The sequence below is a fragment of the Rahnella sp. PAMC25559 genome (genome assembly GCF_050632365.1).
In the GTDB taxonomy this organism is placed as follows: domain Bacteria; phylum Pseudomonadota; class Gammaproteobacteria; order Enterobacterales; family Enterobacteriaceae; genus Rahnella; species Rahnella rivi.
Genome location: NZ_CP192543.1, coordinates 1,783,457 through 1,803,181, shown reverse-complemented (window position 1 = coordinate 1,803,181; position 19,725 = coordinate 1,783,457). Strand labels below are relative to the sequence as shown.

The following is a 19,725-nucleotide window of genomic DNA, read 5'->3' as shown; positions in this document are numbered from 1 at the left end:
TCCCATGCAGAAAGTCGTATTAGCTACCGGCAACGCCGGTAAAGTGCGTGAGCTCGCACATCTTCTGGCCGATTTCGGGCTGGACGTGGTCGCACAAACTGAACTCGGTGTTGAATCGGCAGAAGAAACCGGTCTGACGTTCATTGAGAACGCCATCCTGAAAGCCCGTCACGCCGCAGCCGAAACCGGTTTACCGGCGATTGCCGATGACTCCGGTCTGGCCGTGGATTTTCTGGGAGGCGCGCCGGGGATTTACTCCGCCCGCTACGCAGGAATCGATGCCAGCGATCAGCAAAACCTCGACAAGCTGTTAGTGGCGCTCAAAGACGTGCCGCAGGGCCAGCGCAATGCGCAGTTCCACTGCGTACTGGTTTACATGCGCCACGCAGAAGACCCCACGCCGCTGGTGTGCCACGGCAGTTGGGCTGGTGAGATTACTTTTGCCGAAGCAGGCGCGGGCGGTTTTGGTTATGATCCGATTTTCTACGTTCCTGAGCTGGGTAAAACCGCAGCGGAACTGACGCGCGAAGAAAAGAGCGCGGTATCTCACCGTGGTCAGGCGCTGAAACTGCTGCTTGCCGCGATGAAAGAGGCTGTCCAAAAGAATGCGTAAGTTACCGCCGCTGAGTCTCTACATTCATATCCCGTGGTGCGTGCAAAAGTGCCCTTACTGCGATTTCAACTCGCACGCGTTAAAGGGCGAAGTGCCGCACGACGATTATGTCGCACATCTGCTGGCCGATCTGGATGCGGATCTGCCTCTGGTGGGCGATCGCAGCGTAGGGACAATTTTTATCGGCGGCGGAACACCAAGCCTGCTGAGCAGCGAAGCGATGCAAAACTTGCTCGACGGCGTACGGGCGCGTTTACCCCTCGATGCCGATGCCGAAATCACCATGGAAGCCAACCCTGGTACCGTTGAAGCAGACCGTTTCAGCGCGTATCAGCGCGCCGGGGTGAACCGTATCTCGATTGGTGTGCAAAGTTTCGATGCCCTCAAGCTGGAGCGTCTGGGGCGCATTCATGGCCCGGAAGAAGCGCGGCGCGCGGCGCATCTCGCCACCGGCCTGAACCTGCGCAGTTTCAATCTGGATCTGATGCACGGCTTGCCGGATCAGACCCTGGAAGAGGCGCTGGATGATTTACGCCAGGCCATCGCGCTCAACCCACCGCATTTGTCGTGGTATCAGCTGACAATCGAGCCCAACACCCTGTACGCCTCACGTCCGCCAAAACTGCCGGATGACGACGCGCTGTGGGACATTTTCGAGCAAGGCGACAAGCTGCTCACCGCTGCCGGTTATCAGCAGTATGAAACCTCGGCGTATGCCAAACCGGGCTATCAGTGCCAGCACAACCTCAACTACTGGCGTTTCGGGGATTACCTCGGCATCGGTTGTGGCGCGCATGGCAAACTGACGCAGCCTGACGGGCAAATCCTGCGAACCGTGAAAACGAAACACCCGCGCGGTTACATGCAGGGGCGCTACATGGACAAACAGCATCAGGTCGAAACCGACGATTTGCCGTTTGAATTTTTCATGAACCGCTTTCGCCTGCTGGAAGCCGCTCCGCGTGAAGAATTTGGGTTTTATACCGGCCTTGATGAATCGGTGATCCGCGCGCAGCTGGACGAAGCGATCGCCAAAGAATATCTGGTGGAAACCGACACGCACTGGCAGATCACCCGCAAAGGCAAACTGTTCCTGAATTCGCTGCTTGAGCTGTTTTTGGCCGGGTAATTGATTCCGAATATTTATGATTAACATTAAAAAAGGTGAAGTCACTGATCTGACTTCACCTTTTTTTATGTTCAGGTACAAACAAAAATAAGCCTCTGTCCGCTGATAAGGGCACATTTCATTAATACTTCCATACACTACGAATCATTTTGTCATCACCCTCTTTTTATATTGAAATTTTCCTTTCCATGATATTTTTACTCGTTTATTTAAAAGAACTGCCGCCTGACGGGCAATCAGTGAAACAGTGTAAAAATAAACAATTCAATATTTAAATATTAACCTCATGAAATTCATCTTTGATAAAAATTACCGCCAACTTACTAATGCAAATAACAAATGTGCTTGGTACTAATTTCAATTGTTATTATTATAATCAGCATTAGTAGTCAGCTAACCTTGTTAGAGGTTTTAGATCCTTAACAAATAAAACAGCTTCAATTAATTTAAGTGCCGCAATAAATACAATTATCACTTTTGTTAAGGAATCAAATGAAAATATCAAAAACTGCGCTGGCACTGGCGCTGACAATGAGCAGTTACTCTGTCTTTTCTGTTGAATTACCAAAGGATGCCAGCTCATATACCAAAGCCTTAAATCAGGCAGTCTATAAGGGCTTACCTTTTTCTGACCAGACGGATTTTCAGAACGCCAGTAAAGGTTTTATAGCAACACTGACACCAACAGTGATTAAAGATTCTGCGGGAGGAATATCGTGGGATATGGAAAACTATGGTTTTATTAAAGGTGATGCACCCGACACGGTTAACCCCAGCCTGTGGCGTATCGCTAAATTAAACTTACTCAACGGTTTATTTAAAGTTACCGACTCCGTATATCAGATCAGAGGATTTGATCTTTCGGATATGACCATTATTGAGGCTGAAAAAGGCATTATTATCATTGATCCTCTGGTCACCACCGAGGTTGCCCGTGCCGGATTAAAACTCTACTACGCGCACCGTCCTTTTAAACCTGTCATCGCGGTCATTTATACGCACAGCCACGCGGATCATTATGGCGGCGTACGTGGTGTGGTGGATGAAAAAGATCTCGCGGCGGGTAAAGTCAGTATTATTGCCCCGGAAGGATTCATGAAAGAAGCCGTCAGTGAGAATGTCCTGGCGGGAAATGCCATGAGCAGAAGAACGCTGTATCAATATGGGGCGATGTTACCGCGCAGTGCTCACGGTCAGGTTGATGCAGGTTTAGGAAAAACCACGTCAATTGGAACATTTACGCTGATCCCTCCCACCGACACCGTCAGTAAAACCGGGGAAACGCGGGACATTGGCGGGATTAAGATGCAATTCCAGATGGCCGAAGATACCGAGGCACCCACGGAAATGCTCATCTGGTTCCCGCAATTCAAGATGCTGGATACCGCCGAAGATGCCACCCATACCTTGCATAATCTCTACACGTTACGCGGGGCGCAGGTACGGGATGCAAGTGCCTGGTGGAAGGTTCTGAATTTTGCCATTAATGAACACAGGACTGACGTTGAGATCGTCATTGCTCAACACCAGTGGCCGACCTGGGGAAATCAGAACATCATAAAATACCTGTCTGATCAGCGGGATCTGTTTAAATTCATTCATGACCGGACGCTCAATCTGGTGAATAAAGGTCTGACGATGAATGAAATTGCTGAGACGCTGACTCTGCCACCCGGCTTGTCACAGGAATGGTATAACCGGGGTTACTATGGCTCCGTCAGCCACAATTCTAAGGCTGTGTACCAGCGATATATGGGATGGTATGACAGTAATCCGGCTGACCTTGATCCTTTACCTCCCGTTGAAGCGGCGAAAAAATATGTCGAATTCATGGGCGGAGAAAATCAGGTACTGACCCACGCCAAAAAGTCGATTGCCGCCGGAGAATATCGCTGGGCTGCTGAAGTTTTAAAACACGTGGTCTTTGCCGATCCGAAAAATCAAACCGCACGTGACCTGCAGGCAGATGCTTTCGAGCAGTTAGGTTATCAGTCAGAAAATGCAACATGGAGAAATGAGTATCTGATGGGGGCCTATGAATTGCGTCATGGCATTCCCAATAATCCTCCGATCAGTACGGCCAGCGTAGATATGGTGGAGGCAATGGATCCTGAACTTATTTTAGATTATATGGGTGTCCGCCTGAACACGGATAAAGCACTCAATAAAAATATCCATATAAACTGGAAATTGCCAAATGGTACTGAATATGGCATAGAACTGAGAAACTCAGTGATCATCTATAACATGAATAAATCGACGGCACCTGCTGACGCTGTATTAATGGCAGATAAAATGAGTTTTTCACGGTTATTCATGCAGGGTGAGCCACTGAAAAATGTGATGGCCAGTTCAGCAATGAAAATTTCCGGTGACCCGGAAAAAATCAAAGAACTTCAGGATATGCTGGATGTGTTCCCGGGAATGTTCAATATTGTTACGCCATAACTCTCTGTGAAATAGATTTTTCTGGTTAATTTCATCGCACAGAGGGGAATAAAAATGCGATATAAGTGGCAGTTAAATACCAAAGGGATTTTTTTAATTTTCTCTATTGTCTTACCTTGCAGCAGTTACGCAGATAACGCCCGTGACTGGCAGAACGTTCCTGATGATATTAATATTTTATTCGGCTACTACGAGAACATAAACAGTAATACATCTCTCGACTCTTCCTTGCCTGTCGATAATGCGTCAGTGGATGCCGATCTCTATATCATACGGTATGCGCGGTCTTTTGATCTCGGCGGGCACACTGCAGGTATTCAGTTGATTCAGCCCGTCGCGCACCTGCGGGCATCACTGGATGGTTCGCCTGTGCTGGATGATACGCATACGAATCAGGGGATGGGCGATTCACAACTCGCGCTGATCTATAACCTGTTTGGCGCACCCGCGCTTAATTCTCAGGATTTCCGGCTCTGGACACCGGAGATGTTTTTGACCTCGGCGATATGGGTCACTGCGCCCACCGGGGATTACGATAAAACGAAAGCGCTCAATATCGGGGGAAACCGTTGGGTGATAAAACCGGAATTAGCTTTCGGTTACCCTGTCGGCCCTTTCTGGGTTGAAGTTAACCCGATGGTGACATTCTATCAGGACAATGATGACTATCTCGGTAGCCATCATCTGGCACAAAGACCGCTTTATGCTGCCGAAGGACATTTCAGCTTTACGTTCAATCCGGCGTTGTGGATATCGCTGGACAGCACCTTCAGTCAAGGAGGCGAGACGCGTATTGATGGCAGTCTGCAAGATAATAAGCAGCAGAACGTTGTTCTGGGGGCTTCGCTGGGATTTATGTTAACGCCACAATTTGGCGGGGCTGTCGCTTATACCGATACCACCCACGAGGAGTCCGGCTCACCTGATATTTCAACCTGGATGTTCAGAATGCAATATGCCTGGTAATACAGAGTAATTGCTGTTTACTCGCAAAGGGAGCTTAGCTCCCTTTCTTATCATATGCTCCCGATGTATCAATGATTGCACTCTCAATCGCCTCTCCGGGGATCCGAAAAGGCGATGATTGTCAGAGCTTACTTCAAATCCGCCAGCAATGTTTTGTGCTGAGTGTCGAGCGCAGTTACACGTTTACAGACATCATCGCCAAAGGCTTTGAACTCTTTTTCCTGTTTGCTCCACTCATCCTGAACCGCCTGTTGCAGACCGCCCAGATTGCCCATCATTGCCTGCAACGGATTACCGCCGCTGGCCGCCTGTTTCAGGCCCATTTCATTGATGCTGTCCTGCATCACGCCGCCCATGGTTTGTTCCATCAGCTTCTGACCATTCTGCTTCACCTGATCAACTGCTTTGTGATGGAACGTCAGACCATCGGTGCGGTGTTCGATAATCAGATTCATCTGCTGCTTCAGTTGCTTGTCGAGGGTGACCAGACGGTTGCGCACGTTGCTGCTGCTGCCCAGTTTATCGACGATCACGCGGTCAACGGCCACACGGCCTTTTTCCAGATGCGCAGTGGCGCCCTGATCGATCCAGGGCAGATCGCGACGCAGCGAGGCCTGATAATCAATGGCTTCCTGACGCTGTTTTGCGCTCAGGGTGATCTCTTTGCCGTTGAGTGTCACATTGCCGTTAGGTGTGATCAGCAAATCGCCGCTGTTACCCACAACCTGCACGGTTTGCGGCTTGATGATCACGTCATCTTTTGGCTGGACGGCGCACTGATAATCCGCCTGCGCGCTCCACGCACTCAGCGCCAGCAAGGCAGCAAGTCCGGTTTTTACCACTCCACTTTTTACAAACATGTACTCTCCCTAAAACAGCAAATTCAGAAAATTGAACGGCCAATACGTTGCGCCAGTAATTCTAAGGCAGCAATACCGGCCAAAGAGTTCCCTGCCGCGTCAAGTTCCGGTGACCACACCGCAATGCACATCTCTCCTGGCACCACGGCCAGAATGCCGCCGCCAACACCGGATTTTCCCGGCATGCCTACGCGATAGGCAAATTCACCGGCACCGTCATACATGCCGCTGGTCACCATCATGGCGTTAATCTGCCGCGCCTGACGGGCATCAATCAGCGGCTGTTCGCTGCCCAGCGGATGGCCCTTGTTCGCCAGATACACAAAGGTTCGCGCCAGTTCTTCACAGCTCATACGCAACGCGCAGTAATGAAAATAGGTATGCAACACCGTGATGACGTCATTCTCGAAATTGCCGAAAGACTTCATCAGGTACGCAATCGCCGCGTTGCGATCAGAATGATCGAATTCTGAACGTGCAACGTGCCGATCGTAGTTGAGATCTGCCGATCCGGCCAGCTGGCGCACCACTTCCAGCATTCTTTGCTTGGGCGCAGTCAGGCGGGTTTGCAGCATATCGCAAACGACCAGCGCGCCCGGATTGATGAACGGATTGCGCGGTTTACCCTGCTCCAGTTCCAGCTGCACCAGCGAATTGAAGGGCTGACCGGAAGGTTCTTTACCGACACGCTGCCAGATTTCACTTTCCTGATAACGGGTCAGCGCCAGCGTGAGGCTGAGCACTTTGGAGATCGACTGAATAGAGAATCGGGTATTGGCATCACCGGCACGAAAGATCTCTCCTTTCGTGGTACACACGGCGATCCCTAAATGATCGGGGCTGACTTCTGCCAGCGCAGGAATATAGTCGGCGACTTTGCCACGGCCAATAAGCGGCCTGACCTGCTGAAGAATATCGTCCAGCAAACTGTTATCAAGTTCGGTGCCCAACGTCCTGCCTCCAGATGTAACAAAGGTGCCGGAAGGCACCTTTCAAAGATTCAAAATTCATCTTACCGGCAGAATCAATCCCACCAGATATCGAATAACTCTGAAACTTCCACGTCTTCCATTTTATGGTCTTCTAACCATTTTTTGATTTGCGCGCGATGTTCATCAGTGCAATGACCGATGTCCTGACGGCAAACCAGACCTTCCCACTGCAGATAACCACTGCCATCGAAGGCCAGTTTGTTTGGCTCGATCACACCTTCAATAAATTGATCCAGTGATTCGTCGATGGTTTCTACCGCGGTACCTTCCGGGAAACGCCATTTTACAGAGAAGCCCAGTTCCTGGAACTCGGCAATGTGTAACTTCTTACGTAAACGACGACTGCGATTTGTAGCCATTATTGCTTCCTCTCAAACATCAGATCCCATACGCCGTGGCCTAAACGCTGGCCACGCATTTCGAACTTGGTTACCGGGCGCGATTCAGGGCGCGGTACATAGTTGTTTTCCTGCGAGAGGTTTTTCCAGTTTTCTAAGCTGGTCATCACCTCAAGCATGTGTTCGGCATACGGCTCCCAGTCGGTTGCCATGTGGAATACGCCGCCCACTTTCAGTTTACTGCGCAGCAGTTCAACGAATGCTGGCTGGACAATCCGGCGCTTATTATGACGCGCTTTGTGCCACGGGTCAGGAAAGAATAGCTGCACCATGTCGAGCGAGCCATTCGGGATCATTTTTTCCAGCACTTCCACCGCATCGTGACACATCACGCGCAGGTTGCTGACGCCCTCTTCGTGCGCGGTAGCCAGGCAGGCACCGACGCCCGGCGAGTGCACTTCAATACCGATAAAGTTCTGCTGCGGGTTGTTCTGCGCCATCGTCACCAGCGACGTGCCCATGCCAAAACCGATTTCGAGCACAACGGGCGCTGCGCGGCCAAACAGGGTATCGATGTCCAGCGGTTCTGCCTGATATTCCACGCCCATCACCGGCCAGAAGTTGTCCAGCGCGTGTTGCTGACCTTTGGTCAGACGGCCCTGACGGCGGACAAAACTACGGATACGGCGCATAGCGCGACCGTTCTCGTCGAACTCCGGTGAAATGACGTCGTTTTTCATGGTGTTTCCACTCCGTTAGGCAAGACAGGGTATTCGGTCGCTGCGGTAATTTGGTCATTAACTATGAAGAATGGCGCATTATCCAAACTTACTCCCGATAAGCAAGGTTTGCGGACAGGAAATACGTCAATACAGTCCGGAAAGTTCCGGTTTACAGCCACTCGGCAACTGTGATGTGATCAGCCCCGTCTTTTAACCCTGCCGGACTGTAATTCACCCATGATGAAAGCCCCTGGTTTCCTGGAAGCCAACCGTTTCTCGCCCCTGGTACTCGACTGGTATCAGCGCTATGGCCGCAAAACACTGCCGTGGCAAATCGAAAAAACGCCTTACAAAGTCTGGCTTTCAGAAGTGATGCTGCAACAAACCCAGGTTGCGACGGTGATCCCTTATTTTGAACGCTTTATGCAGCGTTTCCCGACGGTTTCCGATCTCGCGGCCGCGCCGCTGGATGAAGTGCTGCATCTGTGGACCGGCCTCGGGTATTACGCCCGTGCGCGCAACTTACATAAGGCCGCGCAGACCATCGCCAGCCAGCACGGCGGCGTGTTCCCGACGACCTTCGACGCGATCCTCGACCTGCCCGGCATTGGCCGCTCAACGGCAGGAGCGGTGTTGTCGCTGGCGCTGAATCAGCACTATCCCATTTTAGACGGTAATGTGAAGCGCGTGCTGGCCCGTTGCTATGCCGTGGACGGCTGGCCGGGCGAGAAGAAAACCGAGAACCGTTTGTGGGCGATAAGTGAAGACGTCACACCGGCTAAAAACGTTGCCCAGTTTAATCAGGCGATGATGGATCTCGGGGCGATGGTCTGCACGCGCAGCAAACCGAAGTGCGAGTTGTGCCCGGTGAAATCGGGCTGCGAAGCCTACGCGCACAACAGCTGGGCAAAATATCCCGGCAAAAAACCCAAGAAAACCCTGCCGGAAAGAACCGCGTTTATGCTGATGATTCAGCAGGAAGACAAAGTCTGGCTGGAGCAACGTCCGCCCGTTGGCCTGTGGGGCGGCTTGTTCTGCTTCCCGCAATATGCCACGGAAGAAGAGCTGGCGCAGGGGCTGAAAAAATACGGCGTGACGCAAAATCAGTTGCAGCAGCAAACCTCTTTTCGCCACACGTTCAGCCATTTCCATCTGGATATCGTCCCGATGTGGTTAAATCTGCGAACATCTGCGGGTTGCATGGATGAAGGTGCGGGTCTCTGGTATAACTTAGCGCAACCACAATTCGTCGGGCTGGCCGCGCCGGTTGAGCGTTTGCTGACTCAGCTGGCAAAAGAACCGTCCCCAAAAACGATCAATAAGGAATCAGTATGAGCAGAACCATTTTTTGCACTTTCCTGAAGCAGGATGCCGAAGGGCAGGATTTCCAGCTGTACCCTGGGGAGATTGGTAAACGCATTTATAACGAGATTTCGAAAGAAGCCTGGTCACGCTGGATGAGCAAACAGACCATGCTGATCAATGAGAAAAAACTCAGCATGATGAATCCGGAAGACCGCAAACTGCTGGAACAGGAAATGGTGAATTTCCTGTTTGAGGGCCAGGATGTGCACATTGAAGGCTATACGCCGCCTTCAAACTGATCACTGAGCATCATCAATAACAATAAAGCCGTCGCTTTCGGGTGGCGGCTTCTTTCACCAGAAATGGTTTCAAGATGAAGAAAATTTTAGCTTTGCTGGTTATCGCGCCAATGCTGATCTCCTGCTCCGGCAGTAAGAAAGACCAGTTCAACGAAGCTTACGTAAAAGACACCAATGGATTCGATATTTTGATGGGCCAGTTTGCGCACAATATCGAGAACATCTGGGGCATGAATGAAGTGCTGATCGCCGGTCCGAAAGACTACGTGAAGTATAGCGATCAGTATTACACCCGCAGCCACATCAACTTTGATGCGGGTACCATCACCCTTGAAACGATTTCCGGCACCGATCCGGCTGCCAGCCTGCGTCAGGCGATCATCAGCACCTTGCTGGTGGGTGAAGATCCGGGCAACGTCGACCTCTATTCCGATGTCAACGACATTGAGATCAGCCGTGAACCGATGCTCTACGGGCAGGTGCTCGACAACACCGGTAAACCGATCCGCTGGGAAGGCCGTGCCGCCAGCTTTGCCGATTATCTGATTCAAAACAAATTGATGCGCCGCCAGTCCGGCCTGCACGTCATCTATTCCGTCACCATCCAGATGGTGCCGAACCACCTGAATCAGCGTGCGCATAAATACCTGCCAATGATCCGCGAAGCTTCGGCCAAATACGGCGTTGATCAGTCGCTGATTCTGGCGATCATGCAAACCGAATCCGCCTTTAACCCGTATGCGGTGAGCCATGCCGATGCGCTCGGGCTGATGCAGGTTGTGCAGCACACTGCGGGCGTGGATGTGTTTAAGTCCGAAGGAAAATGGGGCAAGCCTAGCCGCAGCTATCTGTTTGATCCGCAAAATAATATCAATACCGGTACTGCTTATCTGGCGATATTGCAGAAGGTGTATCTCAGTAACATTAACGACCCGACGGCACGGCGCTATGCGGTGATCACCGCCTACAACGGCGGAGCCGGCAGCGTGTTACGCGTCTTCTCCCGGGATAAAACGCAGGCCTTTAACATCATCAACAATATGTCAGCCGGTGATGTGTACGACACACTGACCACCAAACACCCGTCTGCGGAATCACGCCGTTATCTCTACAAAGTGAACAACACGCAACGCGGTTATCGTCGTATTGATTAAAATTCAGCGCATGAAGCATGAAAACGGAGATTCTTTGAGTCTCCTTTTTTTTTAGCTTAACGAACACTTTTCAGTCTTTGGCGAAAGCGCTTCATTTATTGCGTTCAGATAACGGCTGATAATGATGTGCTCGTCAAACTCACGCACCATTTTCTGCCTGCTCTTCGCCCCCATATCGAGCCGCTCGGCATGCGTAAGATTAATCATTTTTTCCATGCAGGCGACCAGACTGTCCGTACTTTGCGGTGTGCACAGATACCCGTTAACCCCTTCGTCCACCGTTTCGCGGCATCCGATATTATCTGTGGTAATAATCGGTTTTCCGGCCGCCCCCGCTTCCAGCAAAGATTTCGGAACACCCTCACGATAAAACGAGGGCAGAACCACGCAGTCAATCTGTCTCAGCTCATTTTCGACGTTGTCGGAAATACCCAAATAATGAATCATGCCCTCGGCAATCCACGACGTCATCCTCTCGGTTTTCACCGCCGCCGGATTGTTGCCATCGAGAAAACCCAGCAAACGGAATTCGCACCGGTCGCCGTAAATTCTTTTCAGTCTGCGGGCTGCATCGACATAATGTTCCACGCCCTTTGAATAGAGCATCCGCGCAATCAGGATGAAACGCACCACCCCGTCATCAGCTGCGGGCATCATCTCAAAGCGCGCCAGATCAACCCCCGATCCCGGAAGGCGTTCAGTTCGCGAATAGCCAGGAATAATTTCCGTCAGAAACAGGGTACGGTCGTCTTCATTCTGAAAGAATATTCTGGCCGCACTACGCTGACTGAATTTATACAGCAAACGGCAGATAACACAGACCGCCCCGCCGTTGATGAAAACATTGCCAAGACCCGCGACATTATTTATCACCGGTTTACGAAACAGCCACGCCACCAGAGAAAAATAGATATTATTTTTCGGGGTGAAATTCAAAACAAGATCACACTTCATCCTGAGAAATATGAAGAAAATTGACATTATCGTCAGCGAATCCTTGAATGGATTTATTCCTCCCGAATCGATGGATAAAGGGATAAATTTGCATCCCAGCGAGGAAAGCACACCGGAATAGCCGTCTTCCGGTGCTAATGCGATGACGTCGTAACCTTGTTCAAGCATCGCCTTAATGGTGTTCTTTCTGAAGTTGTAAAGATACCAACTGCTATTAGCAGTAATAGCGATACGTTTAGCCGGGATTTTCTTCATAAACATTCCTTGTTTTCAATGATTACTGTGTTTTCTTCAAAATACAATTCAGGGAGAATTGTTTTACTGTCAGTTTCTCGGTGTTAAATTCCACCTGAAAGGGGCTGGTTCTGCTGCTGTTTAAAAAACCAGGCCAGAATGTCTTTGCCAGACAGGTTATCGGGTATTTATAAATACCTTGTTTAATGCTGCACGACGCATCCAGATAAAAATACTTATCCACGATCGTTTTCTCGAGGAAGGGTAATTTAAAGACATAATTCAGAGACTCTGCCAGTAAATATTTCTGCATTTCTCTGGCGGGTAATATTCTGAACATAAAAAGGTAGCGAATCACGAGATGGAAATCGTCAAGGTTTTTACTGAGTTCAGCGAGTTCACTCTCCAGATATTGTATAACTTCATTATCCGCCGGTAATATTATCGCAGTATCTTCTGCTAATGACTGAATTAACATCGCCGCAGGCGTGGGGGCGGCCAGACATTTCAGCACTTTCGTGGCCCGGTAGATTTTTCTGCCCAGATGACTGCTCTTATTTTTCCATACGGGCAAAAACGTGCCGAATGTCGACAGCGCCCGGACTCCCCGGCGGCGATAGAGATCGTACAATTTATCGTGCGGAAGCCCGCAGAACAGGGAATCAGCCCCCTGCCCGTCGAGGACGGCAAGGCCGGTTTCGGCTTTTGCCGCCGTGACCAGCGCCGGGATCACCAGTGCAATTTTGTCGGCAACAGGTTCAAGCGTCAGACGAATAAAATCACCGGCGACGGCACTCAGATCGCTTCCGATCGAAACGTGTTTAAATACTGTCGCCGTGTCTGCACACATTTTTTTCGCTTTGGTTGTTTCTTGCGGCATAGACGCCATAAAACAATGGATGGCACAGCGGGTTTTATTCAGCTGATTAGAAATCCCCAGTAACAGCGAGGAATCCAGCCCGCCGCTAAATAAGACCTGATAATCAGATTCATTTTGCGCGAGCGAATATTGCAGATCCGCCAGAAGTTGCGGCCCTGTCTCAACCTGATACTGCGCATTTTCATTGTCGAAAGAGTGACGGACAGGATAAAGCGTCTTAAATGTCAGCGGATTGGATATCACAACGCCAATATAAGGCGCCAGCAAATAAACGTTTTTATACAGCGTAAAAGGCGGTGCAATAAACCCATAACGCAGATAGAAATCCTGTGCATCAGCATTAATTTCCAGATCTGAATCAGCATTTATTTCACTGAGATTATCAGATATCACAACATGATCATTACAACGCGTAATAAAACGTCGCGCCCTGATGTGCTCATTATAAATCACGTTATTGTCATAACGCAGTCCCAGAGTTTTAAGCACACTGCCTTGCAATATCTCACCAATACTTATTTTTAATAGCATAAATGTCCTTATTCAAAATCATTTAACTGTCCACCGGTGAAACAACCAGATAAAATCTCCGTCAAAATGGAACGGGAGCTTTAAGGCATTCAGGATGAAAAAAATTCTTCGGCTTAACGAGGTGGCAAAAAATCTGCTCAACCTCACCTCAATAAATGTACTTAATTTAGTGGTGACATTAGTCACCATTCCCTTTCTTTCCCGTGTACTGGGGCCGGAGCACTACGGTTACTATTTTATTTTTATATCCGCTTCTCTCTTCGCCACCATTTTGACTGACTACAGCACCCAAATAACCGGTGTGCGTGACGTGGCGCAAAACAAGGATCCCCGGCAGTTGCCGCGTCTCTACGCGCAATATCAGGCTGTACGGTTTGTCGCTGGCTTATTTTCTTGCCTGATTTTTACGGTATATACCGCCTGCGTTATTCCGGGCATTTCACTGCCGGTCATTGCCACCTATTATCTGATTGTGGTTTCCGGCCATTACCTGACAGCCAGCTGGTTTCATCAGGGTATTTCCCAGCTCAGCGCGCTGGCAGTGGCGACCCTTCTCTCCCGCCTGGTACACATTGTCGCGCTTTTACTGTGGGTCCGCTCCCCGGCGGACATGCTGCTGGCCGTCTTCATCAATGCCCTGGCCTATTTGCTTACCGGGCTTTACGCCGTCAGATGTCGTCATACCCAAAACGGCCTCAGAGAAAATGTAGAATTCACCGGATTGTGGTCACGCCTCTGTGCAGGCCGGGACAGCTTTATCGGTGACTTTGCGCCAAACCTCTACAGCAATATTCCGCTACTGATCATCGGATCGCTGGTCAGCCCCGCCGTTTTTGCCGGTTTCAGTATCGCGATGCGTCTGGTGGCCATTGCCGGTTCGGTGCAACTTATGCTCTCTAAAGCCGCTTACCCGATCATTGCGAAAGGCAAAGGCACTTTTGGCCGCCTGCTGCAGCTCAATGTGTTGCTTTCAGCGCTGCCGGTACTGGTGATCTTTTTGTTCGGCGATCGTTGCGTCACGCTTTTTCTCGGCTCCGGTTACCCGGACGTCACGGGTTATCTCAAACTTCTCAGCGCGGGAATTTTATTCAACGGCATGCTGACCGCGTATTCCTATGGCTATTTTCTTCCCCGTCACCTTGACCGCGAGTTCCGCAACATCTCTCTGTTCGTCTCACTGGTTTCTGCCGTGACCGGCTATGTGCTGATTTATCTCTTTTCTGTCACCGGCGCGATCGCCATGTTTGTTTTTGCCAGAATGCTTTTCGTCATATGTTACGCACTGACTCACCGGCGTCTATCCCGCCGGTGAAGTGTGCAATAACCGGCGATTTTCTTCCGCTATATATAAAATAAACAAGCACATAGGAAAGATAAAACCTGAGCGATAACGCACCGCCGATCCCGGATTAAATAAACCGAACGGGTAATGTGCTATCAGCAGGGCGAAGGTAAAGGTGAAAACCAGCGTCAGACTCAGCACATTGATATAACCGCGATGAAATGCCGCTCTCGCGCACTGGAAAACCACAAAACCCGCCAAAAAAATACCTTCGAGAAAGAACGGCAGCATCTTCGGCGCGGCCAGAGCTTCAAACAACGTCGGCCCGATAAACGACACCGGCAAACCCGCGGGTAAATAGGTAAAAAAGTCATACTCGTTCAGCCAAAAATCATTGGTGCGGGTGCTGCTGCTGTTGGCTGAAAAATGTAACGGAATGATCTGGGTGTACTCATAGATCAGATCCATGTAGTGAATCGCCACCGCCACGGTGCACAGCAATGCTATGGTTAACAGCGCCAGAAGAATCTCCCTTCTGAACCCCATACGAAAAATTGTGATAGCCAGCGCTGAAAGATAAATACACACCGAATAATGCGGTTTCATAAAGGTCAGCAACGCCAGACCCAGCAACTGAAACAGCGAGAAAAACACCCTTCGCTGACTGAGAAGATCAATCAGCCCGCCGGTACACAGGCAGAACGAAAACAGCACAAACACTTCTTTTGACAGAATTGACGTCCAGACGCCAAATGAAGGCAGCATCATCAGCACAAAAACCAGCCGGATATTTCCCGATGAAAACTCCGCCTTCTCCAGCAGATACACCATTCCCCACACCGATAAAATCAGAGAAAAAACATAACTGCCGATATTCCCCAATGCAGCGCCGATAAGTGACATCAGGTAAGCGGTACTGGCCAGATTATTCCGCTCCAGATATTCGCCATTCAGGTAATCACCGGTATCGCCAAGCGAAGTGAACCGCGCAAAAACCAGTACGGCGAAGAACGCGTAGGCAATTTTTATCAGGCAAATTCCGCTGAGTTGCTGTCTGGATGTGTACATATCTTTCCCGGCTCAGCTTTTCTTATTCATGGCGTACTGGTAATTCTCATAATGCCCGTGTCGGAAGAACTGCGCGGCACGACGGTGCGTGGCGTTAAGCACCACGCCATTGACTTCATACCCTTCCTGGGCGAATTGTGTCAGGGAAATATCCAGTTCATCTGGCGTGGTGACTTCAAAACGCGCCACCATCAGGTTCACGCCGGAGTAATTAGCAATGATCATGGCATCGCCTACTGCCATCACCGGTGGCGTATCGAAAATCACCACATCGTAATGCTCGCTTGCCCACTGGCAAAAAGCCGGAAAACGCGGCGTCAGCAGCAATTCAGAAGGATTGGATGGCGCCGTTCCCCGCGTCATCACATCCAGATTGCTCACGCGGGTGTGATGAATGGCCTGCCCGAAGGCCAAACCCGACGATAACAACTCAGACAATCCGGGCGCATAACCCACATTGAAGATGTTGTGCAGATAGCCGCGTCGCATATCGGCATCCACCAGCAAAACCCGCAAATCAGACTGCGCAAACACAACGGCCAGATTACTGCTGATAAAGCTTTTACCAATATGGCTGGTGGCACCGGCCAACATCAGAATTTTATTTTCAGCCTGTTTAAGCTGGAAATACAGGCTGGTGCGCAGGCTGCGGATGGCTTCAATGGCGCTGTCGTCCGGCGCGGAAATGGCCAGTAAAGGCTCACTGACGCCACTGCGTTCACCCTGCTGCTTTTTCGAATAAGGGATGCTGCTGAAAACGCTGAACCCCATTTGCCGGAGTTGATCCGAGCCGCTGATCCCGCGCCTGAAAACATTACGAATAAAGACCAGCGCGATGGAAAGCACCAGGCCGAGCACCGCTCCCATCAGCACCAGCTGGCGGTTTTTAGGGTAGATCGGCTGAGGTAAAACCTCTGCGGCATCAACAATATGGACATTCCCTACCGTGCTGACCGTATCAATATTCAGCTCCTGCTGTTTATTGAGCAGCAACATGTAGATGTCCTGCGCCGACTGGACATCGCGGGTCAGGCGAAACACATTTTGCTGCGTTTCCGGCATGGCGCTGATTTTATTGCCCAGCGCGGCTTTGGCTTTTTCCAGTGCCTGCTTCTTCTCAAGCAGGGCCCGGAAGGCCGGGTGTGCCGGGGTATAGCGTTTTGAGAGGTCCGACTGCTCCACTTTCAGCGCACTGAGCTGAGAATCGATTTCCACACCGGAATCCAGAATCGTGCGGGCTTCCATCGGTAAATCGATCGACCCCCTCTCTTTGCGAAAAAGATTCAGCCGGGATTCTGCTTTTTCCAGCTGAGCTTTGATGAGCGGCAGTTGATGCTGAACAAACGTCAGGCTTTTACGCGCTGATTCAGATTTTTTATCAATACTTTTATGCACATAGTTATCACTGATCGAACTTAATATGCGCCGGATAGTTTTGGGATCTTCGCCCAGCAGCGAGAGCCGCAGCATGCCGGTATCCTTCGACGATTCGACCACATTCAGGTTTTTCTCGAGGTTCTTTATTGCCTTAAACGGATTGATTTTGGTCAGCGTGAAACGGGTACCCGGCAAGGCATCACTCTGACTGACGACAATCGTCATCTCCTCTGCATTCAGGGCTTCCCCGAACCGGCCATGCATCGCGACATTGTCACCTGCCAGACTGAACCGGCCTTCATCCAGAATGGTCAGGGAGAAAGGCTGATCCAACCTTTCCTCGGGTACGTTAAAAACAGGAACCGTGACCTGAACGTTTCTTTGCCCCAGTAACCGGGCACCGGCTTTGGCAAGATTAAGGAATTTCTCTTGCTCGATCTCGATGTCGAGCCCCATATCCTCCACCGATTTACCCAGGACTGAACGTGATTTTATCAGCACTATTTCCGTACTGGCCGACGAAGTGTCATCAGGCTGAAGGCCATACAACTTACTGAAAATATTCTCCGTGCCTTCTTTTTCAAGCTGGATTAATGCCTCTGCCTGAAAAACCGGGGGCGAGATGATGCCCCACATCAATGCCAGCACGATACCCGCTGCGGTCAAAACGACAATCAGCACTTTACTGTCGAGCAACACGCCCCACAGATAACGGACATCGACCAGATAATCTTCCCCCCTGATCGGCTTTACGACACCCTGCAACTTCTGCATTCTGGATCCTGTTTCTTTTCTATTTGTCATTTATGTCTAAGGCCCGGCCCCAACCTTGCGCAGAAGTGATGAGTTGCTGAGCGATGTGTTCATGCACCGCAAGGCTGCGGTTGAAAGGATCGGTAATATCTTGTTGTGAATCCCAGTAGCTAAAAAGCATGGTTTTCCCTTCAGCCTCCGGGACAATGCGCGCCAGCATGGCGATCTGATGTTTTTCCATAACCAGAATTAAGTCCTGACGACGGCATAACGCCGCATCCAGCTGCCGGGCGCAGTGCCCCCCGGTATCGATCCCGTAACGCGCAGCAACAAGGGCGGCATCCCGGTCAATATCATGCCCTCTGAGCGCTATCAGCCCGGCAGACCGGATGTCGTGGCCGGGTAAATACTGGCGCAACAAGCGCTCCCCCAGCGGCGAACGACAAATATTGCCCACGCAAACCACCAGGATGCGCTGACAACTCAGTCTGCCCAATTTTGGGTCCAGCGCGCCGATTCCGTCATGTTGTGGACACCTGCGATAGTGGGCACCAGCTGACTGATCACGCGATTCCAGCGGGTCACCGGCGCGGTGGTGACATAGACGATGTCATAGGGCTGCAAACGGAATTCGGTGCCTAAAATCAGCGCCGTGGCATCTTTTGCGTTCAGCTGATAAATACTCGCTATTTTGGCGTTTTCGGGCTTCTTACCCCGCAGCGAACGGATAACAAATATCCCGCTGGCATCACTGCTTATCTGATCCAGGCCTTCGGCATTGCCCAGCGCTTCCGTCAGCGACATGCCACTGCGATCCATCTTCAGGGTCGCCTGCTTTTTCACTTCGCCCATCACAAACACTTTTAAGTCGTCATTGCGCGGGATGTAGAGAATATCGCCCGAGGTCAGCAGAGTGTTTTGGGTCAGGTCACCGTCTTGCAGCAACCCGGCCAGCGAAAGTGGCAACTCTTTTCCGTTGCGGGTTAATACCACATGGTTCCAGTCCGCATTTTCGCTGATCCCGCCCGCCTGATTGATGGCATCCATCACGGTCAACGGCACATTGGTAATCGAAACATTGCCACTTTGCGCCACGGCACCGGTCACAAAGACTTTTTGCGAACGGTACTCCGCCACGCTGACATCCACCTGCGGCGAGGTAATGAACGTGGCCAGCCGCCGGCTCATCAACGTTCGCACTTCAGCGGCCGTTTTACCTTTCACTACCACGTTGCCCACGTAGGGATAGAATATTGTGCCGTCAGCGTGGACTGCGTTTCCGCTGCCACCACTGTTACGCAGTTGCCCGTCTGGCTGAGTCAGTTCAGGGTGCTCCCAGAGCGTGATATTCAGGACATCACCGACACCGATCAGGTACTGATAATGTTGTACAGCGTGATCGAGTTGCGGATTCGCTTTCGCGACAACGGGTATTGCGCGCTGACGGTCAATCAACTGCGGCGTAATGGGATAGACATCCACCAATGAATTAATTTCCGCGCCATATTCCGGGTCGTTAATAATATGTTTTCCTGACGTCGTTAAATGACTTCCGGGAGCCCACTGGCAGCCAGAAAGTAATAGCGCAGCCGACAGCAGCGCAGAAGAAATTTTATATTTTATTATTTTCATCAACCTGACTTATTTATCGAGAAGGACACCTTTACTTTTGATTTAATTCTTACAGAGTCATAAATAAAAACCATGGCATTAATAATGGCGAATAAAATGACACTCAAGAATTCTTTTTACGCCTTTGGGACAGGCAAAGACAATAAGCCTGACCAACCGAAAACCTATACAAAGGAATGATTGTTGAT

Annotated in this window: 18 protein-coding genes; 8 read left to right on the top strand and 10 right to left on the bottom strand. The window is 50.5% G+C overall.

The window, feature by feature from the left end; all coding sequences use genetic code 11:
- Window positions 1-4: 4 nt before the first annotated feature.
- From ACQZQY_RS09505 to ACQZQY_RS09490, 4 genes are all read left to right on the top strand, one after another.
- A complete protein-coding gene (locus ACQZQY_RS09505) occupies window positions 5-613 on the top strand; it encodes an XTP/dITP diphosphatase (RefSeq protein ID WP_122096080.1) in 609 nt (202 codons plus the stop codon).
- Window positions 606-1,742, top strand: coding sequence for a radical SAM family heme chaperone HemW (hemW, locus tag ACQZQY_RS09500; protein WP_217205045.1), 1,137 nt, complete (start codon window positions 606-608; stop codon window positions 1,740-1,742). Before ACQZQY_RS09505 ends, hemW begins: the two co-directional genes overlap by 8 nt.
- 492 nt (window positions 1,743-2,234) lie before the next feature.
- Window positions 2,235-4,190, top strand: coding sequence for an alkyl/aryl-sulfatase (locus ACQZQY_RS09495; RefSeq protein ID WP_431297012.1), 1,956 nt, complete (start codon window positions 2,235-2,237; stop codon window positions 4,188-4,190).
- Window positions 4,191-4,244: 54 nt separating this feature from the next.
- The gene (locus ACQZQY_RS09490; RefSeq protein ID WP_431297011.1) at window positions 4,245-5,156 is read left to right on the top strand and encodes a transporter; all 912 of its coding nucleotides are present in this window, start codon (window positions 4,245-4,247) and stop codon (window positions 5,154-5,156) included.
- Window positions 5,157-5,284: 128 nt separating this feature from the next.
- Here the strand turns inward: ACQZQY_RS09490 and ACQZQY_RS09485 are convergent, their stop codons facing one another.
- The 4 genes from ACQZQY_RS09485 to trmB form a co-directional block, all read right to left on the bottom strand.
- Window positions 5,285-6,016 carry a DUF2884 domain-containing protein gene (locus tag ACQZQY_RS09485; RefSeq protein ID WP_183848716.1) on the bottom strand — a complete coding sequence of 244 codons (732 nt, stop codon included), beginning with the start codon at window positions 6,014-6,016 and terminating at the stop codon, window positions 5,285-5,287.
- Window positions 6,017-6,039: 23 nt separating this feature from the next.
- Window positions 6,040-6,966: a glutaminase B gene (gene glsB / locus ACQZQY_RS09480; RefSeq protein ID WP_056773280.1), complete on the bottom strand. Its 927-nt coding sequence runs from the start codon at window positions 6,964-6,966 to the stop codon at window positions 6,040-6,042.
- Window positions 6,967-7,040: 74 nt separating this feature from the next.
- Window positions 7,041-7,367, bottom strand: coding sequence for a YggL family protein (locus tag ACQZQY_RS09475; protein WP_056773283.1), 327 nt, complete (start codon window positions 7,365-7,367; stop codon window positions 7,041-7,043).
- On the bottom strand, window positions 7,367-8,086 hold the full coding sequence (gene trmB, locus ACQZQY_RS09470; RefSeq protein ID WP_431297010.1) for a tRNA (guanosine(46)-N7)-methyltransferase TrmB: 720 nt from the start codon (window positions 8,084-8,086) through the stop codon (window positions 7,367-7,369). The genes ACQZQY_RS09475 and trmB overlap by 1 nt, the downstream gene beginning before the upstream one ends.
- 222 nt (window positions 8,087-8,308) lie before the next feature.
- On the opposite strand from trmB, the gene mutY reads away from it, so the two are divergent.
- From mutY to mltC, 3 genes are all read left to right on the top strand, one after another.
- A complete protein-coding gene (mutY, locus tag ACQZQY_RS09465; protein ID WP_431297173.1) occupies window positions 8,309-9,403 on the top strand; it encodes an A/G-specific adenine glycosylase in 1,095 nt (364 codons plus the stop codon).
- Window positions 9,400-9,672, top strand: coding sequence for an oxidative damage protection protein (locus tag ACQZQY_RS09460; RefSeq protein ID WP_056773291.1), 273 nt, complete (start codon window positions 9,400-9,402; stop codon window positions 9,670-9,672). The genes mutY and ACQZQY_RS09460 overlap by 4 nt, the downstream gene beginning before the upstream one ends.
- Before the next feature lie 74 nt (window positions 9,673-9,746).
- Entirely contained in the window at window positions 9,747-10,826 is a 1,080-nt protein-coding gene (mltC, locus tag ACQZQY_RS09455; protein WP_056773294.1) for a membrane-bound lytic murein transglycosylase MltC, read from the top strand.
- A 51-nt stretch (window positions 10,827-10,877) separates the two neighbouring features.
- On the opposite strand, the gene ACQZQY_RS09450 is transcribed toward mltC, so the two are convergent.
- Both ACQZQY_RS09450 and ACQZQY_RS09445 read right to left on the bottom strand, forming a co-directional pair.
- Entirely contained in the window at window positions 10,878-12,035 is a 1,158-nt protein-coding gene (locus ACQZQY_RS09450; RefSeq protein WP_183848714.1) for a glycosyltransferase family 4 protein, read from the bottom strand.
- Between the two features lie 22 nt (window positions 12,036-12,057).
- A complete protein-coding gene (locus tag ACQZQY_RS09445; protein ID WP_431297009.1) occupies window positions 12,058-13,287 on the bottom strand; it encodes an asparagine synthase-related protein in 1,230 nt (409 codons plus the stop codon).
- A gap of 232 nt (window positions 13,288-13,519) precedes the next feature.
- Here ACQZQY_RS09445 and ACQZQY_RS09440 point away from each other — a divergent pair, with 232 nt between their 5' ends.
- Window positions 13,520-14,737 (top strand): lipopolysaccharide biosynthesis protein, encoded by a 1,218-nt coding sequence (locus ACQZQY_RS09440; RefSeq protein ID WP_431297008.1) that lies wholly within the window; start codon window positions 13,520-13,522, stop codon window positions 14,735-14,737.
- Here ACQZQY_RS09440 and ACQZQY_RS09435 read toward each other — a convergent pair.
- Genes ACQZQY_RS09435 through ACQZQY_RS09420 form a run of 4 tightly spaced genes read right to left on the bottom strand, consistent with a single transcriptional unit; the run spans window position 14,723 to window position 19,537 of the window.
- A complete protein-coding gene (locus tag ACQZQY_RS09435) occupies window positions 14,723-15,775 on the bottom strand; it encodes a hypothetical protein (protein WP_431297007.1) in 1,053 nt (350 codons plus the stop codon). The genes ACQZQY_RS09440 and ACQZQY_RS09435 overlap by 15 nt on opposite strands.
- 12 nt (window positions 15,776-15,787) lie before the next feature.
- Window positions 15,788-17,926: a polysaccharide biosynthesis tyrosine autokinase gene (locus ACQZQY_RS09430; RefSeq protein ID WP_431297006.1), complete on the bottom strand. Its 2,139-nt coding sequence runs from the start codon at window positions 17,924-17,926 to the stop codon at window positions 15,788-15,790.
- Window positions 17,927-17,945: 19 nt separating this feature from the next.
- Window positions 17,946-18,401 (bottom strand): protein tyrosine phosphatase, encoded by a 456-nt coding sequence (locus tag ACQZQY_RS09425; protein WP_431297005.1) that lies wholly within the window; start codon window positions 18,399-18,401, stop codon window positions 17,946-17,948.
- Window positions 18,389-19,537, bottom strand: a complete 1,149-nt coding sequence (locus ACQZQY_RS09420; protein ID WP_431297004.1) for a polysaccharide export protein — start codon at window positions 19,535-19,537, stop codon at window positions 18,389-18,391. The genes ACQZQY_RS09425 and ACQZQY_RS09420 overlap by 13 nt, the downstream gene beginning before the upstream one ends.
- Window positions 19,538-19,725: the final 188 nt, after the last annotated feature.

Coding starts and splice junctions, on each gene's coding strand:
- ACQZQY_RS09440 (WP_431297008.1), top strand. CDS start 13,520: ATGAAAAAAATTCTTCGGCTTAACGAGGTGGCAAAAAATCTGCTCAAC.
- ACQZQY_RS09495 (WP_431297012.1), top strand. CDS start 2,235: ATGAAAATATCAAAAACTGCGCTGGCACTGGCGCTGACAATGAGCAGT.
- trmB (WP_431297010.1), bottom strand. CDS start 8,086: ATGAAAAACGACGTCATTTCACCGGAGTTCGACGAGAACGGTCGCGCT.
- ACQZQY_RS09460 (WP_056773291.1), top strand. CDS start 9,400: ATGAGCAGAACCATTTTTTGCACTTTCCTGAAGCAGGATGCCGAAGGG.
- ACQZQY_RS09485 (WP_183848716.1), bottom strand. CDS start 6,016: ATGTTTGTAAAAAGTGGAGTGGTAAAAACCGGACTTGCTGCCTTGCTG.
- ACQZQY_RS09435 (WP_431297007.1), bottom strand. CDS start 15,775: ATGTACACATCCAGACAGCAACTCAGCGGAATTTGCCTGATAAAAATT.
- mutY (WP_431297173.1), top strand. CDS start 8,309: ATGAAAGCCCCTGGTTTCCTGGAAGCCAACCGTTTCTCGCCCCTGGTA.
- ACQZQY_RS09430 (WP_431297006.1), bottom strand. CDS start 17,926: ATGCAGAAGTTGCAGGGTGTCGTAAAGCCGATCAGGGGGGAAGATTAT.
- hemW (WP_217205045.1), top strand. CDS start 606: ATGCGTAAGTTACCGCCGCTGAGTCTCTACATTCATATCCCGTGGTGC.
- ACQZQY_RS09450 (WP_183848714.1), bottom strand. CDS start 12,035: ATGAAGAAAATCCCGGCTAAACGTATCGCTATTACTGCTAATAGCAGT.
- ACQZQY_RS09505 (WP_122096080.1), top strand. CDS start 5: ATGCAGAAAGTCGTATTAGCTACCGGCAACGCCGGTAAAGTGCGTGAG.
- ACQZQY_RS09475 (WP_056773283.1), bottom strand. CDS start 7,367: ATGGCTACAAATCGCAGTCGTCGTTTACGTAAGAAGTTACACATTGCC.
- mltC (WP_056773294.1), top strand. CDS start 9,747: ATGAAGAAAATTTTAGCTTTGCTGGTTATCGCGCCAATGCTGATCTCC.
- ACQZQY_RS09420 (WP_431297004.1), bottom strand. CDS start 19,537: ATGAAAATAATAAAATATAAAATTTCTTCTGCGCTGCTGTCGGCTGCG.
- ACQZQY_RS09490 (WP_431297011.1), top strand. CDS start 4,245: ATGCGATATAAGTGGCAGTTAAATACCAAAGGGATTTTTTTAATTTTC.